This is a genomic window from Microbacterium enclense (assembly GCA_038182865.1).
Taxonomy (GTDB): Bacteria; Actinomycetota; Actinomycetes; order Actinomycetales; family Microbacteriaceae; genus Microbacterium; species Microbacterium enclense_B.
Window position 1 is genome coordinate 1404711 of the sequence record CP116226.1, and the last position, 21527, is coordinate 1426237.

At 70.5% G+C, this 21527-nt stretch carries 16 protein-coding genes; 11 read left to right on the plus strand and 5 right to left on the minus strand.

Translation table 11 applies throughout. The features are described 5' to 3' along the window. Window positions 1–7: 7 nt before the first annotated feature. The 5 genes from PIR02_06630 to PIR02_06650 all read left to right on the plus strand — a co-directional run bounded on the left by PIR02_06630 (window position 8) and on the right by PIR02_06650 (window position 5816). Entirely contained in the window at window positions 8–646 is a 639-nt protein-coding gene (locus PIR02_06630; GenBank protein ID WZH38338.1) for a 3-oxoacid CoA-transferase subunit B, read from the plus strand. Between the two features lie 3 nt (window positions 647–649). Then, window positions 650–1816, plus strand: coding sequence for a thiolase family protein (locus PIR02_06635; protein WZH38339.1), 1167 nt, complete (start codon window positions 650–652; stop codon window positions 1814–1816). A 227-nt stretch (window positions 1817–2043) separates the two neighbouring features. Further along, the gene (locus PIR02_06640; GenBank protein ID WZH38340.1) at window positions 2044–3345 is read left to right on the plus strand and encodes a DUF6379 domain-containing protein; all 1302 of its coding nucleotides are present in this window, start codon (window positions 2044–2046) and stop codon (window positions 3343–3345) included. A gap of 63 nt (window positions 3346–3408) precedes the next feature. Then, window positions 3409–4887, plus strand: a complete 1479-nt coding sequence (locus PIR02_06645; GenBank protein WZH38341.1) for a DUF6379 domain-containing protein — start codon at window positions 3409–3411, stop codon at window positions 4885–4887. Then, the gene (locus tag PIR02_06650) at window positions 4884–5816 is read left to right on the plus strand and encodes an alpha/beta hydrolase fold domain-containing protein (protein ID WZH38342.1); all 933 of its coding nucleotides are present in this window, start codon (window positions 4884–4886) and stop codon (window positions 5814–5816) included. Before PIR02_06645 ends, PIR02_06650 begins: the two co-directional genes overlap by 4 nt. A gap of 383 nt (window positions 5817–6199) precedes the next feature. On the opposite strand, the gene PIR02_06655 is transcribed toward PIR02_06650, so the two are convergent. From PIR02_06655 to PIR02_06675, 5 genes are all read right to left on the minus strand, one after another. Continuing rightward, window positions 6200–7138 carry a LysR family transcriptional regulator gene (locus PIR02_06655; protein WZH38343.1) on the minus strand — a complete coding sequence of 313 codons (939 nt, stop codon included), beginning with the start codon at window positions 7136–7138 and terminating at the stop codon, window positions 6200–6202. Between the two features lie 104 nt (window positions 7139–7242). After that, window positions 7243–9396 carry a glycoside hydrolase family 3 N-terminal domain-containing protein gene (locus tag PIR02_06660; protein WZH38344.1) on the minus strand — a complete coding sequence of 718 codons (2154 nt, stop codon included), beginning with the start codon at window positions 9394–9396 and terminating at the stop codon, window positions 7243–7245. Then, a complete protein-coding gene (locus PIR02_06665) occupies window positions 9393–10856 on the minus strand; it encodes a family 43 glycosylhydrolase (GenBank protein WZH38345.1) in 1464 nt (487 codons plus the stop codon). Before PIR02_06665 ends, PIR02_06660 begins: the two co-directional genes overlap by 4 nt. Window positions 10857–10950: 94 nt before the next feature. Next, window positions 10951–12234 carry an extracellular solute-binding protein gene (locus tag PIR02_06670; GenBank protein ID WZH38346.1) on the minus strand — a complete coding sequence of 428 codons (1284 nt, stop codon included), beginning with the start codon at window positions 12232–12234 and terminating at the stop codon, window positions 10951–10953. A 161-nt stretch (window positions 12235–12395) separates the two neighbouring features. Continuing rightward, entirely contained in the window at window positions 12396–15551 is a 3156-nt protein-coding gene (locus tag PIR02_06675) for a glycosyl hydrolase (GenBank protein WZH38347.1), read from the minus strand. A 157-nt stretch (window positions 15552–15708) separates the two neighbouring features. Between PIR02_06675 and PIR02_06680 the strand changes: the two genes are divergently transcribed. The 6 genes from PIR02_06680 (at window position 15709) to PIR02_06705 (ending at window position 21526) form a co-directional block, all read left to right on the plus strand. Continuing rightward, window positions 15709–16674 carry a sugar ABC transporter permease gene (locus PIR02_06680; GenBank protein ID WZH38348.1) on the plus strand — a complete coding sequence of 322 codons (966 nt, stop codon included), beginning with the start codon at window positions 15709–15711 and terminating at the stop codon, window positions 16672–16674. Beyond that, a complete protein-coding gene (locus tag PIR02_06685; protein WZH38349.1) occupies window positions 16674–17510 on the plus strand; it encodes a carbohydrate ABC transporter permease in 837 nt (278 codons plus the stop codon). Before PIR02_06680 ends, PIR02_06685 begins: the two co-directional genes overlap by 1 nt. Before the next feature lie 75 nt (window positions 17511–17585). Beyond that, window positions 17586–18380, plus strand: a complete 795-nt coding sequence (locus PIR02_06690) for a TIM barrel protein (protein ID WZH38350.1) — start codon at window positions 17586–17588, stop codon at window positions 18378–18380. Continuing rightward, complete coding sequence (locus PIR02_06695) at window positions 18377–19924, plus strand: GMC oxidoreductase (protein WZH38351.1); 1548 nt, start codon at window positions 18377–18379, stop codon at window positions 19922–19924. The genes PIR02_06690 and PIR02_06695 overlap by 4 nt, the downstream gene beginning before the upstream one ends. An 88-nt stretch (window positions 19925–20012) precedes the next feature. Further along, complete coding sequence (locus PIR02_06700; GenBank protein ID WZH38352.1) at window positions 20013–20420, plus strand: DUF6379 domain-containing protein; 408 nt, start codon at window positions 20013–20015, stop codon at window positions 20418–20420. Beyond that, complete coding sequence (locus tag PIR02_06705) at window positions 20417–21526, plus strand: TIM barrel protein (protein ID WZH38353.1); 1110 nt, start codon at window positions 20417–20419, stop codon at window positions 21524–21526. Before PIR02_06700 ends, PIR02_06705 begins: the two co-directional genes overlap by 4 nt. Window position 21527: the final 1 nt, after the last annotated feature.

A 21527-nucleotide genomic window follows, 5' to 3' on the forward strand; every position in this document is an offset into this window, starting at 1 on the left:
CACCGCAGTGACCACCCGCATCTCCCGCGCGCAGCTCGCCGCGCGCGTGGCGTCCGACATCCCCGAGGGTGCCGTGGTCAACCTCGGCATCGGTGCGCCGACGCTGGTCGCGGACTACTTGCCCGAGGGCCTCGAGATCGTGCTGCACACCGAGAACGGCATGCTCGGCATGGGGCCCGCGCCCGAGCGCGGGCGCGTCGACCCCGACCTCATCAACGCCGGCAAGCAGCCCGTCACGGCACTCGCGGGGGCGGCGTACTTCCACCACGCCGACTCGTTCGCGATGATGCGCGGCGGCCACCTCGACGTGTGCGTCCTCGGGGCGTTCCAGGTGTCGGCCGGGGGCGACCTCGCGAACTGGTCGACGGGAGAACCGGGCGCGATCCCCGCCGTCGGCGGGGCGATGGACCTCGCGATCGGCGCGAAGGACGTCTACGTCATGACCGACCTGCTCACCAAGGGCGGCGAGCCCAAGCTCGTCGAGGTGTGCACGTACCCGCTCACGGGCGTCGGCTGCGTCTCGCGCGTCTACACCGACCACGGCGTCTTCGACGTCACCTCCGACGGCTTCCGCGTGCGGGAGCTGTTCGGCGACAACACGCTCACCGAGATCGAGGCGCTGCTCGGTCTCAAGCTGGAGGCCTGACCCATGCCCGCATCGTTCGTCTACGACGCCGTCCGCACGCCCTTCGCCCGGCACGGTAAAGCCTTCGCCGACGTGCGCCCCGACGATCTCGCAGCCGCCGTCATGGCATCCGTCGTCGACCGCACCGGGATCGACCCCGCCCGCATCGAAGACGTGATCTTCGGCGACGCGAACCAGGCCGGAGAGGACAACCGCAACGTCGCGCGGTTCGGGGCGCTGCTCGCGGGCTTCCCCTCGTCGGTGCCCGGCACCACGATCAACCGCCTGTGCGGATCGTCTCTGGATGCCGTCATCCAGGGCTCGCGCGCGATCGAGGCCGGAGACGCGGACGTGATCCTCGCCGGCGGCGTCGAGTCGATGACCCGCGCCCCCTTCGTCGTCGAGAAGAGCCCGCGCCCCTTCCCCGCGGCGAACCAGACGATGTGGAACACCTCGATCGGCTGGCGCATGACCAACCCGCGCCTACGGAAGGACTGGACGATCTCCAACGGCGAGAGCGCCGAGAAGCTCGCCCAGATCTACGGCATCTCGCGCGAGGAGCAGGACGCCTTCGCCGCCCGCAGCCACCGCCTGGCCGCCGCGGCGTGGGCCGACGGCCGCTTCGCGGACGAGATCGTGCAGGTCGAGGGCCACGATCTCGCGCGCGACGAGGGCATCCGCGACGACTCCACGGCCGAGGTGCTCGCGGGCCTGCGCCCGGCGTTCCAGAAAGACGGGACCGTCACGGCCGGCAACTCCTCGCCCATCAACGACGGCGCATCGGCGGTGCTGCTCGGATCCGAAGGGGCGGTGGATGCCGAGCCCCTCGCGCGCATCGCGGGCCGTGCTGCGTTCGGCAACGACCCCGACGTGTTCGGCGTCGCCCCCGTCGAGGCCGCGAACCGCGCGCTCGCCCGCGCGGGCCGGTCATGGAGCGACGTCTCGTTCGTCGAGCTGAACGAGGCGTTCGCCTCGCAGACCCTCGCGTGCGCGAAGCTGTGGACCGAGCTCGACCCCGAACTGCTCAACCAGAACGGCGGCGCGATCGCGATCGGTCACCCCCTCGGCGCCTCGGGTGGGCGGATCATCGCCCGCGCCGCCCACGAGCTGAAGCGTCGCGGCGGTGGGGTCGCGGTCACCGCGATCTGCATCGGCGTGGGCCAGGGCCTCGCGGTGGTGCTCGAGCGCTGAGCCGGGGGCGTCGTGGGAGGGTGGGTGCGTCGGGAACAGGGGATCGTGCGAGAACAGGCCGCATTCGTAGGGGAGCGGCCTGTCCTCGCACGATCCCCTGTCCTGCGTCGCTGGCAGGCTCCGCGAGCGGGGTCGACGACGGCTGATACGCGGCATCACAACCCCTTATGTCTGAATGAGGCAAAAGCGGGTAGCGTCGAAGCGAACCCCACAGAGAGTGAGCGACGATGCTTCTCGAGAGAGACCTCATCCAGTCCGTCGGATTCCGCAACGTCCGCGAGAACGGCGAGATCACCGGTTTCCAGTTCCGTGTGCGCATGCCGTCGTACCGCGGCATGGCGGCCTCGCTGATCGACGGCATCGGCGTCCGCATCCCGGGCCTGGTCGACGTCGAGCCCGACGTCCCCCTGTGGACGCTGCAGGGCGGCACGTACACGCTCGCCGAGCTGTGGGACGGCGACGGCGTGCGCTGGCCGCTCGAGGATGCAGCGATCATCACCGTTCCCCTCCCCGGCGGCCTCCCCGACGGCGTGCACGAGCTCTCGATCGAGCTGCGCCTGCGCATGTCGTACATCCCCCAGGAGCACCAGCCGAGCACCTACCGCGTCACCAAGCACGTCACGCTCGCTCCCGAGGCATCCGGGGCTCCCTTCCGGTACGGCGTCTCGCTGTACAGCTACATGAGTGACTTCGGCACCGTCATGGACCTCGAGACCGCGATGGCCTCGATCGCCGACCTCGGGGCCACGGGTCTGGAGATCCTCGGCGAGGCGCACATCCCGAACTACCCCCACCCGTCGGACGAGTGGGTCGAGCAGTGGTTCGCCCTGCTCGAGAGATACGGCCTCGAGCCGACGAACTACGGCTCCTGGATCGACACGCGCCTGCACTCCAGCGGCCCGAACGGTCGCGACATGACGGTGGAGGAGGGCGCCGCCGCCCTGCAGCGCGACCTGCGCCTCGCGAAGCGCCTGGGCTTCCGCTTCGTGCGGCCCAAGATCGGCGTGGTGTCGGGCGACCTCATCCCCCACCCGATCTGGACCGAGGTCGTCGAGGCATCCCTCCCTCTCGCCGAGGAGCTCGACGTCATCATCTGCCCCGAGATCCACTCGCCGACCCCCATCAAGCACGAGGTCGTCGACGACTACATCGCTCTCATCCGCCGCACCGGCACGAAGCACTTCGGCCTCCTGCTCGACACCGGCATCTTCCAGGACCGCCCGATCCCGCTGAAGCCCGGCGAACTCCCCGGCCAGCGTCCGGCGTTCCTCGACGGCATCCATGTCGACCCGAACGACGTGTTCGACGTGATCGAGAACGTCGTGTTCATCCAGGCGAAGTTCCACGACATCGACGAAGAGCTCGACGACAAGCAGATCCCGTGGGAGCCCGTGCTGAAGGCCCTCAAGGACGCGGGCTACACCGGATACCTCTCGAGCGAGTACGAGGGTGAGCGCGAGCCGTGGCGCTCGATCGAGCAGGTGCGGCGCCAGCACTCCCTCATCCGCCAGATCGCCGATCGCATCTGAGTCGATCCGACCCCGCCCGACGGCGGTGGTCGGACCCGCGTCCATCGCACCCAGGAGACCCCCATGCCCAACGGACTCATCCACGCCGACAGCCTGCGCGCGCACCCCGACGGGCTCGCGCTGCGCCTGACCATCCCCTGGTACCGCAGCCTCTGGCTCTCGTCGGTCACCTCGCTCGCCCTCACCGTCGACGGGGAGGAGGTGGATGCCGACGACCTGCGGTTCGAGCTCGGAGACCGCAGCTATCGCCTCGACGAGCTGCCCGCGCAGAGCGAGACGCTGTGGTTCCTGCAGGAGCACCCGCTGCTGATCGCCCGCCGCACCGAGCCGGTCGCGCTCGGCGAGACGCACGACGTCGTGCTGCACGGCGAGCTGCGCCTGCCGTACATGCAGATCGCGCCCGGCTCCGACGGCGGGCCGGGGATCTATGTGCCCAACGTCGTGCACGACGTGAAGACCCTGACCGTCGTGGACGCGGATGCCGAGATCCCGGCGCTCGTGTCGGACGTGGCGCCCCCGTCGCCCGCGACGGACGGCGATCCTTTCCAGCTGGGCCTGACCCTGTACTCCGCGAGCGCGGAGTTCCGCGCGGGCTACTTCGATTTCGACGGCCTGCTCGACCGGGTCGCGGAGCTGGGGATCGGTCCGGGCATCGAGATCGTGGCATCCCAGGTCTTGCCGACCTACCCGCGGGTCACCGACGAGTTCGAGCGCACGTGGCGTGCGGCGTTCGACCGCCACGGGTTCATCGCGAGCTCGTTCGGGGCGAACCTCGACATGGGCCGCCGTCGCGACCGCGACATGACTGCCGACGAGGAGTTCGCGTTCTCGAAGCTCATGTTCGAGGGGGCGAAGAAGCTCGGGTTCCCCCTCGTGCGCATCCAGAGCGCCAAGCCCGAGCTGCTGCGTCGGCTGCTGCCGGTCGCCGAAGACCTCGAGCTGAAGCTCGCATACGAGATCCACGCGCCCATGGGGCCCAACGCCGACCCGATCCTGCGCGTGCGCGAGACGTACGCCGAGCTCGACTCCCCCCTGCTCGGCTTCGTCGCCGACTTCTCGTCCACCATGCACGCGATGTCGCCGACCCTGCTGCGGGCCGTCCGGCGCGCCGGTCTCGACGACGAGGCGGTGCAGCGTCTGCAGGACATCTGGGCGACGGATGCCACGATGCAGGCGCGTCAGCAGGAGTTCCTCGGCTACCTGCGCGGCCGTGATTTCGACCCGGGTCGTCTGGGCTCGTTCGCTCACCTCGCCTTCAACATGCACGGGCACGTCGACCCGCGCGAGTGGGCCGACATCATGCCGCAGATCCTGCACGTGCACGCGAAGTTCTACGACATCGACGACGCCGGGCAGGAACCCGCGATCGACTACCCCGAGCTCGTGCGCGTGTTCGTCGAGGGCGGCTACCGCGGATTCTGGTCGAGCGAGTGGGAGGGCCACGCCTTCGCCGAGCTGGGCGAGGTCGACCCCCTGCTGCTGGTGCGGCGTCAGCACGACCTCATCCGCGATGCGATGCGGGCGGTGACGGCGGGGGTATGACCGACCTGCGCGCGCTGCCGTTCGCCGAGATGCTCGCGCACCTGCGCGAACACGGGGAGCCGGCCGATCCGCGCGGGGACATCGACACGGCGTCGCTTCGTCGGCGGTTTCCGCATCTCTCGCACGTGGAGCTGCGCGAGCTGACGTTCGAGGGAGCGCGGGGCCCCCAACCGGCGCGGCTGTACCGCGACTCCTCCGCCGTACCGAGCGGGCGGGCATTCGTCTGGGTGCACGGCGGGGCGTTCGTCGGCGGGCACCTCGACATGCCGGAGTCGCACTGGGTCGCCCTCGAGCTCGCCGCGCGTGGCATCCCCGTCCTCGCGCTCGACTACACGAAGTGCCTCGGTGACACGCACTTCCCGGTGCCGTCCGACGACGTGGCGGCGGGATGGCGTCTCGCTGTCGACAACGCCGAGGAGCTCTTCGGGGTGGGTCCGGATGCCATCGTCCTCGGCGGCGCGAGCGCGGGCGGCACCCTCGTCACCGGCGTCGCGGCCCGGCTGCGGGACGGTGCAGGGCCCGCGCCCGCGGGCCTGGTGCCGGTGTACCCGGCATTGCACCCGAACGGCGGCGCGCCGGGCGAACCGCTGGACCCCACCGCGCCGATCGGGCGGATCTCGGTCAACTTCGCCGGGCCGACCGGCATCCGCGATCCGTACGCGTTCCCCGGCCTCGGTCGCGGCGACGGCTACCCGCCCGTGCTCGTCGTCGTGTGCGAGCTCGACGACCTGCGACCGTCGGGTGAGGCCTTCGCCGAGCTCATCCGCGCCGCGGGCGGGACGGTGGCCGTGCATCTCGAGCCGGGCGCCGGGCACGGGCACATCAACGAGCCCGCCGATCCGACGGCGCTTCCGACGGTGGAGGCGATCGCGAAGTGGATCCGGCGCGTGCCGGTCGGTGGTTCCGGTCCGACGCGCGACGCGGGGTGACGCGATTCATCCGTGCCGCGGGGGCGCACGCGTTTACGAACAGGCGGGAGGGGCCTTGTGGATAACTCTGTGGAGAGGTGTGCGTAAACCGCCATTCTCTGTGTAGATGGCCTGTGGAAAACCTTCGACCCGAGGGAAGCTTCGAAACTACAGCGGCGTAATTCGGTGGCGTCTCAGGTGTCGAGGGTCGCCGCGGTTGGGGCGGGGACCCGAGGCCGGTTGAGTGTCCAGAACACCCGGACCTGTCGCGAAATGGTCCGGGTGTTTTGGACACCGAACGGTGGCGGGGACGCGGGCGCCGGGCGAGGGTCGGGGCGCGGGGCGGGCGCGGGGGCGTCTGGCGGGCGGGCGCGGGGCGGGCGGGCGGGCGCGGGGCGCGCGGGTCAGTGCGGGGCGTGGCCGGCGGCGATGACGCGGCCGGCTTCGGCGAAGAGGCCGCGCATCCACTCGTGCTCCGGATCGCGGTTGTGGGAGGGATGCCACCACAGCGCGCTCACGATGGGGGTCGCCGCGAACGGGAGAGGCACGACCCGGATGCCGCCGATGCGCAGCAGATGCGGGGCCAGGGCCGACTGCACGAGGCCGACGCGGCGGGTGCCGCTGACGAAATGGCCCACCGAGAGGAAGCTCTCGAGCACGACCTCGATGTGCGGTTCGACGCCGAGTTGCTGGATCTGGCGCGCAGCCGAGGTGAACGCCGAGCGTGACTGGAACGTGAGCACCCAGGGCATGTCGGCGAGGTTCTGCATGGTGAGGACGTCGCCGACCTCGTCGTTGTCGTCGGCGACGACGGCGAGCCAGTCGTCCTGCCAGAGGTCGATGTACGGCAGCTCCGACACCGGCCCGTGCGGGATGACCATGGCATCGGCGGAGCGGAGGCGGTTCGCCGCGTCTTCGACGATGCCGGGATTGTGGAGCATGTAGCGGAAGCGCACCCCGGGAGCCTGCTCGGCGGCGAGCTGTGAGACGACGGTGCCGACGGTGACGAAACCGTAGTCGGAGCCGTAGATCGAGAACTCGCGCGTCGACTCCGCCGGCGACCACGAGGCCTGACTCTCGAACACGCGACGCGCGGCCTCGAGGGCGGTGCTGGTGTGATCGGTGAGCCGGATGGCGAACGGCGTCAGCTCGTACGTGTTGCCGCGACGCGCGAGGATCTGGTCGTTGAAGTGCGTGCGCAGCCGCGCGAGCGAGGCGCTCAGGGCGGGCTGGCTGAGATGCAGGCTCTCCGCCGCGCGCGTCACGCTGCGTTCGGTGAGAAGCGCGTCGAGCGAGACCAGAAGGTTCAGGTCGAGGCGTGAAAGAGCTGCGTTGTCGGACACGTCGTCGTGTTCTCCTCGTGCCGGGGGCGGAACGAATCGGGAACCTCGAGCGTATCAATCCGGTCGATGGAATGCCTGAAGATATTCCCGATCGTGATCCGGTTTCAGCGCGCCTCGACGGTCACGAGCTGCGTCGATTCGAGCGTGCTTCCCACGTGCAGCTCGAACGTTCCGGGCTCCACGCGCCAGCCGTCCGCCCACAGGGCGAACACCTCGCGCGGCAGGGGGATCGACACCGTCGCCGATTCCCCGGCATCCAGACTCCGGCGCGCGAAACCGACGAGCCGCCGGACGGGCTGGGTGACCGAGGCGACCACGTCGCGCAGATACACCTGGACCACCTCGTCGCCCCGACGGTCGGAGGTGTTCGTCACCTCGACGTCGACGGTGACGACGGCCTCGTCGAACGGCCCGGCCGCCGGGAACGCGGATGCCGACACCTCGGGCTCTCCGTGGGCGAAGCGCGCGTACCCCGAGCCGTGTCCGAAGGAGAACTGCGGGCCGAGGGGGAGGTCGAGGTACTTCGAGGTGTACTTGTCCTGCACGTTGCCCGGGCCGTGGAGCCCGACGTCATGGTGCTCGGCCGAGAGGGTGCCGCCGGTCGTGGCGGGGCGACCCGTGTTCTCGTGGGCGTAGGGAATCGGCACCTGCCCGACGGAGCGGGGGAACGACATCGGCAGTCGGCCCGACGGCTCGGCGTCGCCGAGCAGCAGGTCGACGATCGCTGCGGGGGCCTCGGTCCCGCCGTGCCAGACGACGACCGCTGCGGCGACCGCGTCGATCCACGCGGCCACGACGAGCGGGCGTCCGGTGACGAGGACGACGACGGTCGTCGTCCCGGTCGCCGCGACCGCGCGGATGAGCTCCTCCTGACGACCCGGCAGTCGCAGGTCGCTGCGCGAGGCGGCTTCTCCCGAGAGCGCCGAGGGCTCGCCCACGAGCACGACGGCGACCTCGACCTCGCGCGCGGAGCGCACGGCCGAGGCGATCCCGGCGTCGTCGGCCGACAGGAAGTCCCCTCCCTCGTCGATGACGAGCTCGAGATCGGGGCGACGGGCGCGCAGTTCGTCGGCGACCGACCCGGAGCGGGCGCCGAAGAACTGCACCCAGGCGCCCAGATGATCGGTCGACCGTGCGTACGGCCCGGTCAGCAGCACGCGCCGCGGTGTCGCGAGAGGCAGCGACCCGTCGTTGTGCAGCAGCACGCTGCCACGTGCGGCGGCGGCGCGGACGAGCGCTCGGGAGCGGGCATCCGGGGTCGTGATCTCGGCCGCGGGATCGACGTAGGGGTTCTCGAAGAGTCCGAGCGCCTCCTTCGTCGCGAGCACCCGGCGCACGGCGTCGTCCACGCGCGCGGGGTCGAGACGGTCGGGGGCGGTCTCGGCGGCGTCGAGAGAGAGGGGAGACCCACCCATCTCGACGTCGAGACCGGCCGCGTACGCCTGGCGCACGGCATCCGCGAGGTCGTGGGCGACACCGTGGGGCACGAGGTTGGCGACCCCCTCGGCATCGCCCACGATCACGCCGGTGAAGCCCCACTCGCGCTTGAGCACCTCGGTGAGCAAGCGGCGATGGGCGTGCATCGGGACGCCGGAGACCGAGGTGAACGCGGCCATCACCGAAGCCGCCCCCGCGCGGACGGCGGCCTCGAACGGAGGGAGGTGGACGGTCCGCAGGGCCCGCTCGCTGAGATCGGCGCCGTTGTAGTCGCGCCCGCCCTCGCCCGCGCCGTAGCCGACGAAGTGCTTGGCGGTGGCGGCGACGGCATCCGGAGCCGAGAGATCGTCGCCCTGGTAGCCACGGACCATGGCGGCCACGAGCAGAGCGGTCAGCCAGGGGTCCTCCCCGAAGCCCTCCGAGACGCGGCCCCAGCGCGGGTCGCGTGAGACGTCGGCCATCGGCGAGAACGTCCAGGTGACCCCGCCCGAGCGTGCCTCCGTCGCGGCCAGACGAGCGAGCGCGCGGACGAGCTCGGGATCGAACGCCGCCGCCTGCGACAGCGGGATCGGCGCGATCGTGCGCTGACCGTGGATGACGTCGAGACCGACGAGGAGGGGGATACCCAGTCGGGTCTCCTCGACGGCCACGCGCTGGAGGGCGTTCGTCGCCGTGGCGGAGGGCGGCCAGAACGTCGAGCCGATCCCGCGGCGCACGAGCGCCGCCGCGTCGTCGGGGTCGGGGCGGAAGACGATCTGGAGCTGGCCGAGCTTCTCCTCCCACGTCATGCGCGAGAGGAGGTCGTCGATACGGGCGCTCACGGGAGCGGCCGATAGGTGGCAGACCGGAAGCGCGCGGCACCGTCGCCGCACGCGTACAGGGCGGGCCGCAGGCTCAGGAGGTCGCCGACGGTGTTGGCGTGGTAGCCCGAGACCTCGAAGCGCAGGCCGTGGCGGATCCACTCGCCGTCGGGTTCGCGGTAGTGGATCTCGACGATGTGGTGGTCGTTGCGCAGACGCAGCTGCAGGCGGCGGACGGGCGGAGCCGGCTCGGGCCGGTGGTGCGGGTGCCCGCCGAAGTGGGTGTGCATGCGCCGGCCGTCGATGCCGACGCCGCAGTACAGGCGGTCGTTGAAGAAGAGCAGGAGCCCCGCTTCCACGTCGGCCCCCCGCACCTCGACGTCGACCTCGACCTCATAGGCGTGGTCGGGGGCGATCGTGGTCAGCGGCGACGTGTCGGACGGAGAGGACCCCGTCGCCGCGAGGACGAGGCCGCCCTCGAGCGTGAGGCGGCCCGCCTCCCCGGGGCCGGCTGCATGGAACGTCCAGCGCTCGCCGAGGCGGAGCGTCGAGAAGTCGTCGGTCCACGCCGCGGGTGCAGCCTGCGGCGCGGCTCCGAAGGGAGAGGTGAGGTCGCCGCCGATGTCGTCGGCGCCCACGGGCCACCCGTCGTCGGTCCAGGTGACGGGTTCGAGCAGGATCTGCCGCCCCAGCGTGCGGTAGCCGTTCTCGTACCCGTGCGACAGCATCCACCAGTCGTCGTCGGCGGGGCCCGGCACGATCGTCGCGTGTCCGCGCGACCACCAGGCCTGCGCGGCATCCGTCGTCCGGGTGACGGGGTTGTGCGGGCTGTTCTCCCACGGTCCGTGCACCGACCGCGACCGCGCCGCGATGACCATGTGCCCGGTGGGCGGACCGGCCGTACCGCCGACCGCGCTGACGAGGTAGAACCAGCCGTCCTTCCGCAGGAGCTTGGGTCCCTCGAGCGCGTAGGCCTCGGTGATCCACTCGTCGGGGTAGTGCCATCCGTCGTAGGCGTGCTCGAGGTCCCCGATCGTCGACAGCCCGTCGTCGCTGAGGGCGATGCGGCGCACGCCGTTGGTGAACAGATAGCGCTTCCCGTCTTCGCCGACGACGTGACCGGGATCGATCGCCCCGCGGATGCCGAGATCGATCGGTTCCGACCAGGGGCCCTCCATCGCGTCGGCGTGGATGACGAAGATCGACGGCTCGGTGAGCGGGGACCAGGACGCCGGGATGAACGGGATGTAGATGAAGAAGCGCCCGTCGACCTCGGCGATGTCGACGGCGAAGGTGACCCCGACGGGTTCGGGGAGAGCCGCCGTGACGTACTCCCAAGTGACCAGGTCTCGCGAACGCAAGAGCAGCAGACCCGGGGCCGACTCGAAGGAGGAGGAGGTCATCCAGTACTCGTCGCCCACGCGGATGACGGCCGGGTCGGGGCGGTCTCCGCCGAGGACGGGATTGCGGAAGGTGGTCACGGAAGCTCCTGTGTCGGGTCGGGAAACGCGGATCGGCTGCCGTCCCGGAGGGGGACGACAGCCGATCGCGTGGCGGGGATCAGCCCCGGGCGGATCAGCCCCAGGCGCTGTCCATGTCGGCGAGCACCTGGTCGACCGTCTTCTGCCCGGTCAACAGGCCCTGAACGCCGGCACCGAGAGCGTCGTAGACACCCGGGTTCGGCCAGGCGGCGTTCGGCAGGCCCGTGTAGGCGTTCGACTCCAGCAGCGAACCGATGTTCTTGTACTGCGGCAGCAGGCTGTCTTCCGAGGCGCCTACGATCGGCACGCCGCCGAAGCTGTCGGCGAAGGCCTTGGCCTGCTCGGGGGTGGCGACCCAGTCGAGGAAGTCCTGGATGAGCTTCTTCTTCGCGTCGCTCGCCTTGGCGTTGACGCCCCAGGCGTAGTTGGCCGACGCGAGCAGGAACGGCTTCTGGCCCGAGGAGGGCGGGAAGCTCTGCACCGTCAGGTCGGCGCCGGTGGCCGCACCGATCGAGCTGGCTGCGCTGCCGGGGACGGCGGCCGAGAGGGCCGTGCCGCCGCCGAGGCCGGCGGTGATGTTGTCGAACGTGCCACCGGCGGCACCGTCCTGGAAGCAGCCCGCGGTGTTCATGTCGACGAGGTCCTGCAGCGTCTCCTTCCAGCCCTCGCTGTCGGCGAAGGTGACCTTGCCGTCGGCGCGCTGCTGGTTCCAGTCGGGCTCGGCCTCGTAGACGCGGGTGGCGGAGATGAGCTGGGCCATCAGGCCGGTGTTGAAGGTGATGGCACCGGCGAGGACCGTGAAGTCCTTGCCCGCGGCGCGTGCGGTCGTGCAGTCGGCGAGGAGGGAGTCGTAGCTTTCCGGGTACTCCGTCAGGCCGGCTTCCTTCGCCGCGCCGTTGTTGTACACGAGGCCGACCGGGATGAGCGCCGTCGGCTGGCCGTAGACCTTGCCGTCGACCTCGTACTGGTTCTCGGAGTTGTCGGGGACGAGGCTCGCGGACGAGTCTCCGAGGGGCGCGAGAAGCCCGGCCTCGGCGAGCGAGATGACCGAGATCGGCTGGCCGGTGCCGGGCGCGAGGATCATGACGTCGGCGGCATTGCCGGCCTGCAGCTGCGTGGTGACCTGCGTGTTGTAGGCCTCGGAGGGGTAGGGGATGACCTCGATGTTGAGGCCCTTCTCCTGCCCGTAGGCCTCGAGCGTCTTGGCGTAGGCCTGATCGTCGTCGTTGGACTGAGCGACCATCACGGTGAACCCGTCGGCGCTGTCGTCGCTTCCGGAGCCGCTGCCGCCCGAGCACCCGGCGAGGATGAGGACACCGGCGAGAGGGGCTGCGAGCAGGGGAAGGCGGAGGGGCCGGAGCGAACTGTGCTGTGGCATGGACGAACCCTTTCGTGACTTCTTTGTCTCCAGCCCCGGGTAGTGGCTGGTACGGCTTCGTAGCCGCGAGTTCAGGGTGGCACACATCTGTCGGTTTTCGACATTAGCTTTGCTGATGCTGGGCAATAGTCCCAGCGATTCGCCGCAGAACGTCCCGCTGATCAGGGGAACGTGACGAGGCTCACGGGTCCGGAGAGTCCGGCGGGACGCCCCTCGGCCCGGGGAGAGAACACCTCCGTCATCGGGGCGAAGATCTCGCCCGTGGGCTCCGCCGCCTCGGCGATGAGGCGGTTGCGCCACGGAACAGCGACCTCCACCCGCACGTCGTTCGCGCCCTCGCGCCACGCTGCGGTGACGTCGACGCGGTACGGAGCGGTCCACGCGATGCCGCAGTCCGTCCCGTTCACCCGGACGCGGGCGACGCCGTGCACCGCGCCCAGATCGAGTTCCACGACGGCCGGGGTGCCGGCATCCGGAGCCGTCAACCGCGCGCGGTACGCGCCGGTGCCCGAGAAACCGCGGGCGGCGGCGGTGTCGTCGGTCCAGGGATGCGGCTGCGCGCCGTGCGCGACCATCGCGAGGCCGGGGAGCTCCACCTGCCATTCCCCGTCGAGCGGGAGGGGACGTTCGGTGGCCGATGGTCCTGCCCCCTCGCCGTCGACGACGAACACGGAGCCGAACGGGGGCAGGTCCACCGTGACCCGGCCGTCCCGCGGGTGGAGGGCGCGCCGCGTCGCGCGCACGGGATCCCACACCTCGACCGCACCCGGCACCCCGGTCATAGTCACCGTGACAGGCTCGCCGACCGGATTGGCGATGAACTCGACGCGGCGGCTCCCGACGAAACGGGCGATCCGTCGCACCGGAGCACCGGAGACAGGGCGCGCGGGGGCGATCCCGAGCCGTGACAGCGCGTGGCTCAGGTCGTCGGTCTCGATGACCCCGGGCGTCGCCCAGAGCCGGGTGACGAGCGCGGCGAACTCGACCGGGTCGTCCCCTCGAGAGGGAGTGGTCTCGGGTGCGAGCCCCACGATCGTCGCGCCCGCGTCGACGAGAGATGCCAGGCGTCGCAATGTCGAGAGGGTCAGCCTCCTGCTCGACCCGCCGAGGAAGAGCAGGCGGTAGCGGGAGTGCCCCGCGACGAGCTCGTCGCCCTCGACGCGGAGGAGCGCGAGCGCGTCGACCCCGAGGTAGTCGAAATCGAAGCCCGCGGGGACGGTGTCATCCAGCCGATGCTCGTACAACCCCGTGACCGGGGCCTCCTCTCCCACGAACACGGCGACGTCGACCGCCGGGCGCCCGGCGGCCAGGAGCGCCGAGCAGCGAGCGAGGTAGGCGATCCACGGCTCCGCCATCTCGGCCCACGTCTCGTGACGGGTGAAGGCCTGGCCGAGGAACGGCGCGAGAGCGATCCCGGGCGGAGGGGTGGATGCCGGCTGGTGCGGCGACGTGTGCACGCAGAACCGCGTGACCCCGAGCGCGAGCTGCAGGTCGGCGACGTGCTTGAGGTTCGACGGCATCCATCCCCAGGGGTCTCCGAACGAGGTGAACGCTTCGGCTCCGGTCCACGTGCGCCCGTGCACGTGCGCGACGGAGGAGGCGCCTTTGAGGTCGGCGACGTAGGTGGGCTTCGGCCCCCGGTCCGGATCGAAGGTCCACATCGCCCCCATCGGCACGTCGGCGGCGGCCCGCATGGCCAGGTCGTCGCCCCACTGCGGGCGCCCGTCCTCGAGGGCTTCGGCGTAGGAGATCATCCCGCGGCGGTGGGCCTCGGTCGAGAGGGTTCCGTAGTACTCGTGCGCCAGCAGCTCGCTCAGGGTGCGGCGGTAGTCGTAGAGGAAGCCGTCGCTGGAGGCGGCATCGCCCACGATGTACCCGGCGAGGGTGGGGAGCCACGCGGTCGGGTCGTAGCCGCGAGCGCTGAGGAAGCGTTCGGCGATGTCGTCGGTGAAGTTCTGTGCGCCGGCCTCGATGCTGTCGCTGAGCAGGGCGGTGAAGCGTCCTGAACGCGGCCGGTACCGCTCGATATGCGTCTCGAGGTACGCGGCGACGCGGCGGCCGTCGAGTTTGTCGACCTCGAGTCCCGTCGAGACGGCCGGGGCGGGGCCGTTCGTCTGTCCGGTCGGCGATGCTCCGAGCCGCAGGATGCGCCACGAGCCCTCCGGTGCCTCCCACCGCAGCCGCTCCCCGTCGACGGCGTCGGTGAGGTCGACGACCGCCGCGGGATCGATCGCGAGAGAATCCTCGTCGTCGATCGTGTCCACGGCGTAGAAGTCCGCCTCGACGCCGAATCCCGCCTTCGTCTCGGCGTGGTGCACGCGGTTCGAGGCGAACAGCGCGAACTCGCTGACGTCGAAGGCGTCCGCGCGGCGCAGCACCGGCGGCATCCGGACCCCGGGTGCCAGCTGCGGGAGCGCCTCGCTCGCGCTCGCCCCCGACAGCAGCAGGCGGAAGCGGCGCGCGGTGATCGCGGGGAAGCTCGCCGTCCGGGCGACGACCGTCGTGGGCTCGAGGCGCGCGATCTCGCGGAACCCCTCGCCGTCGTCGGCCTCGAGCACCGCGAGCGGTGGGGGTGCCGCCCCGAAACCGCGGGGTCCGGGTAGGCCGAGGGTCACCGCGCGCACCGTCACCGCCTCGTCGAACCAGGCCTCGAGCGAGGCCTCCGACCACGCGTCCGGATCCCGGGGAAGACGGATGCCGGGGCCGAAGGCGCCGTCGGTGAGGACCGCACCGTCGATCTCGGTCCCCGCGAGGCGATACGCCGCGGGCACGAGAGGCGCGTGTCCTCTCGCCGCGGGGAAGGCCACCACGCGCCAGTCGGTGCTCCACCGCGGGCCGCCGTCGCCGCCGGGGCGCGGGGCGTCTTGGAAGCCGCCCGCGGTGTCGGGCAGGGGCGGGAGCGCGATGTCGACGGGACCCCCCTCGACGATCGTCTCGCTCCACACGATCTTCTTCATCGCGTCGGCGGGTTCGACCCAGGGGCCGCCCGAGGCGCTCCATCCCGCGGACGTGGCGATCGCGATCTCCATTCCGAGCCGTTCGGCGGTCACCGTGGCCGCCTCGATCGCGTCGTCCCATTCGGGTGATCCCGGATGCCGCGGAGGGCCGACGACCGACGGCATCCCCATCCCCCCGTCGAACATGTGCACGCCGCGCACCCCGACGTGGTGCAGCCACTCGAGGTCGGCGACGGCGCCCTCGGCATCCGCGTTCCCGTCCATCCAGTGCCACCACGCGCGCGGTCGAGCCTCGTCGGGAGGGTCGACGAAGAGGTTCCACAGGTCGTCGGAGGAGGGGTGCGGAGAGGGATGGGGCACAGCCCGCATCCTCGCATCGGGCCTGCGGCTCTGGCCGATCCGCCTCCTTATGCCGCCCATCCGTCTGACTAATGTGTCTTTTCGACACAAGGGTGCGATAGTCGGAGAACCGGCGCTCGACGCAACGGAGCGCAATGACGAAGAAGTCAGAGAGCAGATGACTGTGACCATCGAAAAGGACACCACACGGACGCTCACCGTGCCGCCCACGGCGCGGCGGACGTCCCAGCGGCCGGTGCGCGGGGGCAAGCCCCTCATCAGCTACGGGCAGTGGTGGTGGGCCCTTCCCGCCATCCTCCTCGTGCTCGGCGTGCAGTACGCCGCCACCCTCACCGGCGGGTTCTTCGCCTTCACGAACTGGACCGGCCTCGGGTCCTTCGAGATCACCGGCTTCGACAACTTCGCGAAGATCTTCGCCGACCCCCAGCTGCTGGGGGCCGTGTGGAACACGCTCTTCCTCGCCTTCGGCTCCGTCATCATCACGAACGTCCTGGGTCTGCTCTTCGCCCTGGCGATCAACCGCACGCTCAAGACGCGCTACATCCTGCGCACGCTCCTCTTCATGCCCGTCGTGCTCAGCCCGCTCGCCGTCGCTTACGTCTGGAAGTTCATCTTCCAGTTCAACGGACCGCTGAACGGGTTCCTCGGCGCGATCGGACTCGAGTCGCTGCAGAAGACGTGGCTCGCCGACCCGACGTGGTCAATCTGGGCGATCCTCATCACCGTCGTCTGGCAGCAGACCGGATTCACGATGGTCATCTACCTCGCCGGGCTCGCCTCGGTGCCGGTCGAAGTGGAGGAGGCCGCGGCCCTCGATGGCGCCGGCGTGTGGGGCCGCTTCTGGAACGTCGTCGTCCCCGCGATCCGTCCCTCGATCGCGATCGCCACGACCCTCGGTCTCATCCAGGGGCTGCGCATCTTCGATCAGATCCTCGCCCTCACCGGGGGCGGTCCCGCCGGTGCGACCGAGACGCTGGCCACGGAGGTCTACAAGAACGCGTTCTCGCTCGGGCAGTTCGGCTTCGGCTCGGCTCTCGCGCTCGTGCTCACCGTCATCATCTTGGCGTTCGCCATCCTCCAGCAGTACGTCACGCGCGACCGCGAGGTCGGGAAGGTCTCCTGATGTTCCGCTACACGAAGTTCACGGCCGTCCGCGAAGTCCTCGTCTGGGTCGTGACCCTGATCGGCCTCCTGCCCCTCTACATCCTCGTCGCCACCGCGCTGAAGAGCGACAAGGAGGCCCTGTCGAGCAGCGCGATCGCCCCGCCGACGAGCATCGACCTCGGGGCGTTCGTCTCGGTGCTCACCGCCACGGGGCGCAACAGCATCCCGATGAGCATCCTGAACAGCGTCATCATCACCGGCGGCGCGATCCTCGGACTCGTGCTCTTCGGCTCGGTCGCGGCGTACGTCATCGCCCGCCGCACGCGCAAATGGACGACGATCACCTACTACCTGGTGCTGATCGCGATCATCCTTCCCGCGCAGCTCGGCACGGTGCCCCTGTACATCGGCGCCCGTTCGATCGGCCTGACCGGCAACGCCTTCGGCATGATCGTGCTGTGGATCGGCATCCTCATGCCGCTGTCGGTCTTCCTCTACGCGAGCTTCTTCCGCGGTCTCTCCACCGAGTACGAGGAAGCGGCCGTGATCGACGGCGCGTCACCCGTGCAGGCCTTCTTCCGGGTCGTGCTGCCGCTCATGGCGCCGGCCACCGGGACCGTGGCGATCCTCGCGGGCCTGATCGTGTGGAACGACTTCTTCAACTCGCTGATCTTCCTCGGCGGCTCCACCACGCAGACCCTCCCGGTGGCGATGTACACGTACGTCGGCGGTCTGGTCTCCGCCTGGAACAAGATCTTCGCCGTCGTGATCATCTCGATGATCCCGATCCTGCTGTTCTACATGTTCGCCCAGAAGCGCTTCATCCAGGGCTTCGCCGGCGGTCTGAAGGGCTGATCCCCTCCCGGATGGATGCCGCGAAGCGCGGCATCCGTCGATCGTCGCGCCCGCATCCCTCGAAAGGACACTCCCGTGTATCACCTCGCCCCCAACATCGAGCTGCTCTTCACCGAGGCCGGCGACTACCACGACCGCGTCCGCGCGGCCGCGGCCGCGGGCTTCGACGCCGTCGAGATGTGGGGTCCCACGGGCGTCGACGCGCCATCGACCCCGAAGGACCTCCCCGCGCTGAAGGAAGCGCTCGAGGAGACCGGCGTGCAACTCACCGCGCAGTTGGCCGAGCCGCGCACGCAGTTCATGATTCCGCCGTGGGACCACTCGGAGTTCTTCCGCAAGCTCGATGAGGGCGTCGAGATCGCCCGCGACCTCGGCTGCCCCCGCATCGTCGTCGGCAGCGGCACGGGGTTCGGCGGGTGGAAGCGTCAGGTACAGCTCGACAAGCTCATCGAGATCTACCGGAAGGCGATCGCGCAGATCGAGGGATCGGGCGTCGGCCTCGTGCTCGAGCCGGTCAACGTCCGCGTCGACCACCCCGGCTCGCTCCTGGACCGCACCGCCGAGGCGGTGTACGTCGCTCGCGGCGTCGCGTCGCCGCGATTCGGCGTCCTGTACGACATCTACCACTCGGCCGTCGAAGGCGAGGACATGGAGGCGGAGCTCGCCAACGCCGGCGACCTCATCCACTACGTGCAGCTCGCGGATGCCCCCGGGCGAGGGGAGCCCGGGACCGGCGCCCTCGACTGGTCGGAGCGCTTCCGCCTGCTGCGGGAGGGTGGCTACGACGGCCCCGTCGGTCTGGAGTACTACCCGACCACCGCGTCGGAGGCCTCGGTCGCGCACGTCGTCGAGATCGCGCGCGCCGCATGAGCGCCCGGCGGTATCCGGGAGCGGTCGACGTCGCCATCGTCGGCAGCGGCCCCACGGGCGCGGCGTACGCGCGCATCCTGTCGGAGCGGGTCCCGGGCGCGACCATCGCGATGTTCGAGGTGGGGCCGACGGTGTCGAATCCGCCCGGCGCGCACGTGAAGAACATCGCCGACCCCGCCGAGCGCGCTCGCGCGCAGGTGGCCTCGGAGGGCCCCGGGGAGCGCGGCGAGAAGGTCGCCAACCCGGGCGCGGCGAAGGCGGGGGTGCGCGGTGCGCGCCCCGGTACCTTCCTGCTCGACGACGGCTACGCCTTCGACGGCGAGGACGGCATGCCGGTCGCGGCGATGTCGAGCAATGTCGGCGGCATGGCGGCGCACTGGACGGGCGCCTGCCCGCGCCCCAACGACAGCGAGCGCATCCCGTTCCTCGACGACCTCGATGAGCTTCTCGACGAGGGCGATCGTCTGCTGGGGGTCACCCGGAACGCCTTCGACGCGGCGCCCTTCGGGGCGATCGTGCGCGAGCGCCTCTCGGTCGCGGTCGATGAGGGACGCGTCGACGAGACGAAGGTGCAGCGGATGCCGCTCGCCGTGCACCGCCGCGACGACGGCCGCCTGGTCTGGTCGGGCTCCGACGTCGTCCTCGGCGAGGCGACGCGGGAGAATCCCGGATTCTCGCTGTTCGACGAGTCGCTCGTCGTTCGCGTCGTCGTCGAGGGCGGCCGCGCGGCCGGTGTGGTCGTGCGCGATCTGCGCTCCGGCGAGGAGCACCGGGTCGCGGCGCGATTCGTCGTCGTCGCGGCGGACGCGCTCCGCACGCCGCAGCTCTTGTGGGCGTCGGGCGTGCGTCCCGAGGCTCTCGGGCGGTACCTCAACGACCAGGCGCAGGTCGTGTTCGCCTCCCGGCTCCGCGACATGCCACCGCTCGCCGAGGACGCCCCGACGACCGGGCTCGCGGAGTACAGCGGCGTCAGCTGGGTGCCCTTCACCGACGACATGCCCTTCCACGGCCAGATCATGCAGCTCGATGCGTCGCCCATCGCCCTCGCCGAGGACGATCCGGTGGTCCCGGGGTCGATCGTGGGGCTCGGACTGTTCTGCGCGAAAGACCTGCAGGCCGACGATCGTGTCGTCTTCGATGACGAGCACGTCGACGGATACGGGATGCCGGCTCCTCGCATCCATTACCGGCTCACCGACCGCGATCGCGAGGTGGTGGATCGGGCTCGCCGCGAGATCGTGCGCTTGGCCGAGGCGATCGGCGACCCGGTCGGCGATCGTCCCTTCACCCTGCCGCTCGGGTCGTCACTGCACTACCAGGGCTCGACACGGATGGGTGTCGCGGACGACGGCACGAGCGTGTGCGACGTCGACAGCGAGGTGTGGGGTGTCCCGGATCTCTTCGTCGCCGGCAACGGCGTCATTCCGACCGCGACGGCGTGCAACCCCACGGTGACGTCCGTCGCGCTGGCGGTACGGGGCGCCCGCAAGATCGCGGCCGTGCTCTCGCAGGAGCGGGCCGTCGCCTCCACGGCATCTGGCTGATCCTTGCTTATGCAGGAATCAGACAATAGAGTGTAGGAATAAGAACAAAGAAGTTCGCGGCTTCGGCCGCACCGACGAGGAGGTCACCGTGATCCCGGATCGCATCATCGAGCAGGGGACGCTCACCGCCGCGGGCGGCCGGGCGTCGGTGGAGGTGCGCCTGCCCTGGTACCGCGCGCTGCCGGCATCCTGCATCTCCGGAGCGAAGCTCACCGTCGACGGCATCGAGGCGCCCGTCGCCTCGCTGCGCTGGGAGATGAACGGTGAGGAGTTCACCTTCGCCGACATGAAGACGAACACGGAGCAGTGGTGGTTCCCCACCGACTCCGCGGTGCTGTCGGGAGATGTGGCGGTGGATGCCGGGGAGCACGAGGTGCGGGTCGACCTCGAGCTCTACATCCCGTACATCATCATCGCCGACGACCAAGTGCTGCACATCGAAGAGCACGACGTGAAGACAATGGCCGTCCGCCAGGTCGAGGAGGCCCGCGCATGACCGAGCCCGCCGCGAAGGGCACGCCCATCCAGGGCGTCACGCTCTACAGCTTCACCCGCGCCTTCCACGGTCGCGAGTACGACCTCGACCAGCTCATCCGCAAGACCGCGGCCGAGGGCTTCGGGCCAGGACTGGAGATCATCGGGTTCTCGAGCTTCCGCGGGTTCCCCGAGATCGACGACCACTTCGCGGGGCGCTTCAGCGACCTCATCGACGAGGTCGGCCTGGTGCGCACCTCGCTCGCCGTCAACGCCGACATCGGCCTGCGCCCCGACAAGCTCATGGACCAGGACGAGCTCATCGCCTACATGCGCCGACAGATCGCGGCGGCGGCGAAGCTCGGCTTCCCCATCGCGCGCGTGCAGATCTCGCTCACCCCCGACTCGATGGAGGCGCTCGCCCCCATCGCCGAGGAGTACGGGGTCACCCTCGCGCTCGAGGTGCACGCCGACCAGTACGCCTCGCACCCGCGTATCCTCGCGCTCCGCGACCGCTACGAGAAGGTCAGCTCGCCGTTCCTCGGCTTCACGATGGACTGGGGCGCCACCGTCACCGGCTTCGCCCCCTCGCTCATCGAGGCCTACCGGCGCCGCGGCGCGTCGGAAGAACTGCTGTCCGCCGTCGTCGCGCTGTGGGACGACTTCTACCAACAGGGCCCGCCCGCCGACCAGGCCGACCACGGCCAGCGCTTCGGCCGGTTCATCGGCCTCGCGCACCAGCACAGTCGCCCCGATCTCGGCATCGACTTCGGCATCAACGGCACGGGCCTGTTCGGTCCTGCGCGGGTGGACGACTGGCTCGAGATCATGCCGTGGATCCGGCACGTGCATGGCAAGTTCTTCGGCATCGACGAGGACGGGAACGAGCCCTCGGTGCCCGTCGCCGACCTCATCACGCTCCTCGTCGACAACGGCTACAGCGGTGCCGTCTCGAGCGAGTACGAGGGTTGGCACTGGAACCACTGGCAGAGCCCGTTCGAGATCATCCGCGGCGAACAGCTCATCCAGCGCACCGCGGCGGAGGCGGCCGGTTCGCGGATGATCACGGATGCCGCGGAAGCCCGGCGTGCCCTCGACACCCACCTCGCGCACGCGGTGCGCGCCTGAC

Excerpts from the sequence above, each read along its gene's own strand:
- PIR02_06680 (WZH38348.1), top strand. The coding sequence starts at position 15,709 with ATGACTGTGACCATCGAAAAGGACACCACACGGACGCTCACCGTGCCG.
- PIR02_06670 (WZH38346.1), bottom strand. The coding sequence starts at position 12,234 with ATGCCACAGCACAGTTCGCTCCGGCCCCTCCGCCTTCCCCTGCTCGCA.
- PIR02_06640 (WZH38340.1), top strand. The coding sequence starts at position 2,044 with ATGCTTCTCGAGAGAGACCTCATCCAGTCCGTCGGATTCCGCAACGTC.
- PIR02_06645 (WZH38341.1), top strand. The coding sequence starts at position 3,409 with ATGCCCAACGGACTCATCCACGCCGACAGCCTGCGCGCGCACCCCGAC.
- PIR02_06650 (WZH38342.1), top strand. The coding sequence starts at position 4,884 with ATGACCGACCTGCGCGCGCTGCCGTTCGCCGAGATGCTCGCGCACCTG.
- PIR02_06685 (WZH38349.1), top strand. The coding sequence starts at position 16,674 with ATGTTCCGCTACACGAAGTTCACGGCCGTCCGCGAAGTCCTCGTCTGG.
- PIR02_06635 (WZH38339.1), top strand. The coding sequence starts at position 650 with ATGCCCGCATCGTTCGTCTACGACGCCGTCCGCACGCCCTTCGCCCGG.
- PIR02_06695 (WZH38351.1), top strand. The coding sequence starts at position 18,377 with ATGAGCGCCCGGCGGTATCCGGGAGCGGTCGACGTCGCCATCGTCGGC.
- PIR02_06705 (WZH38353.1), top strand. The coding sequence starts at position 20,417 with ATGACCGAGCCCGCCGCGAAGGGCACGCCCATCCAGGGCGTCACGCTC.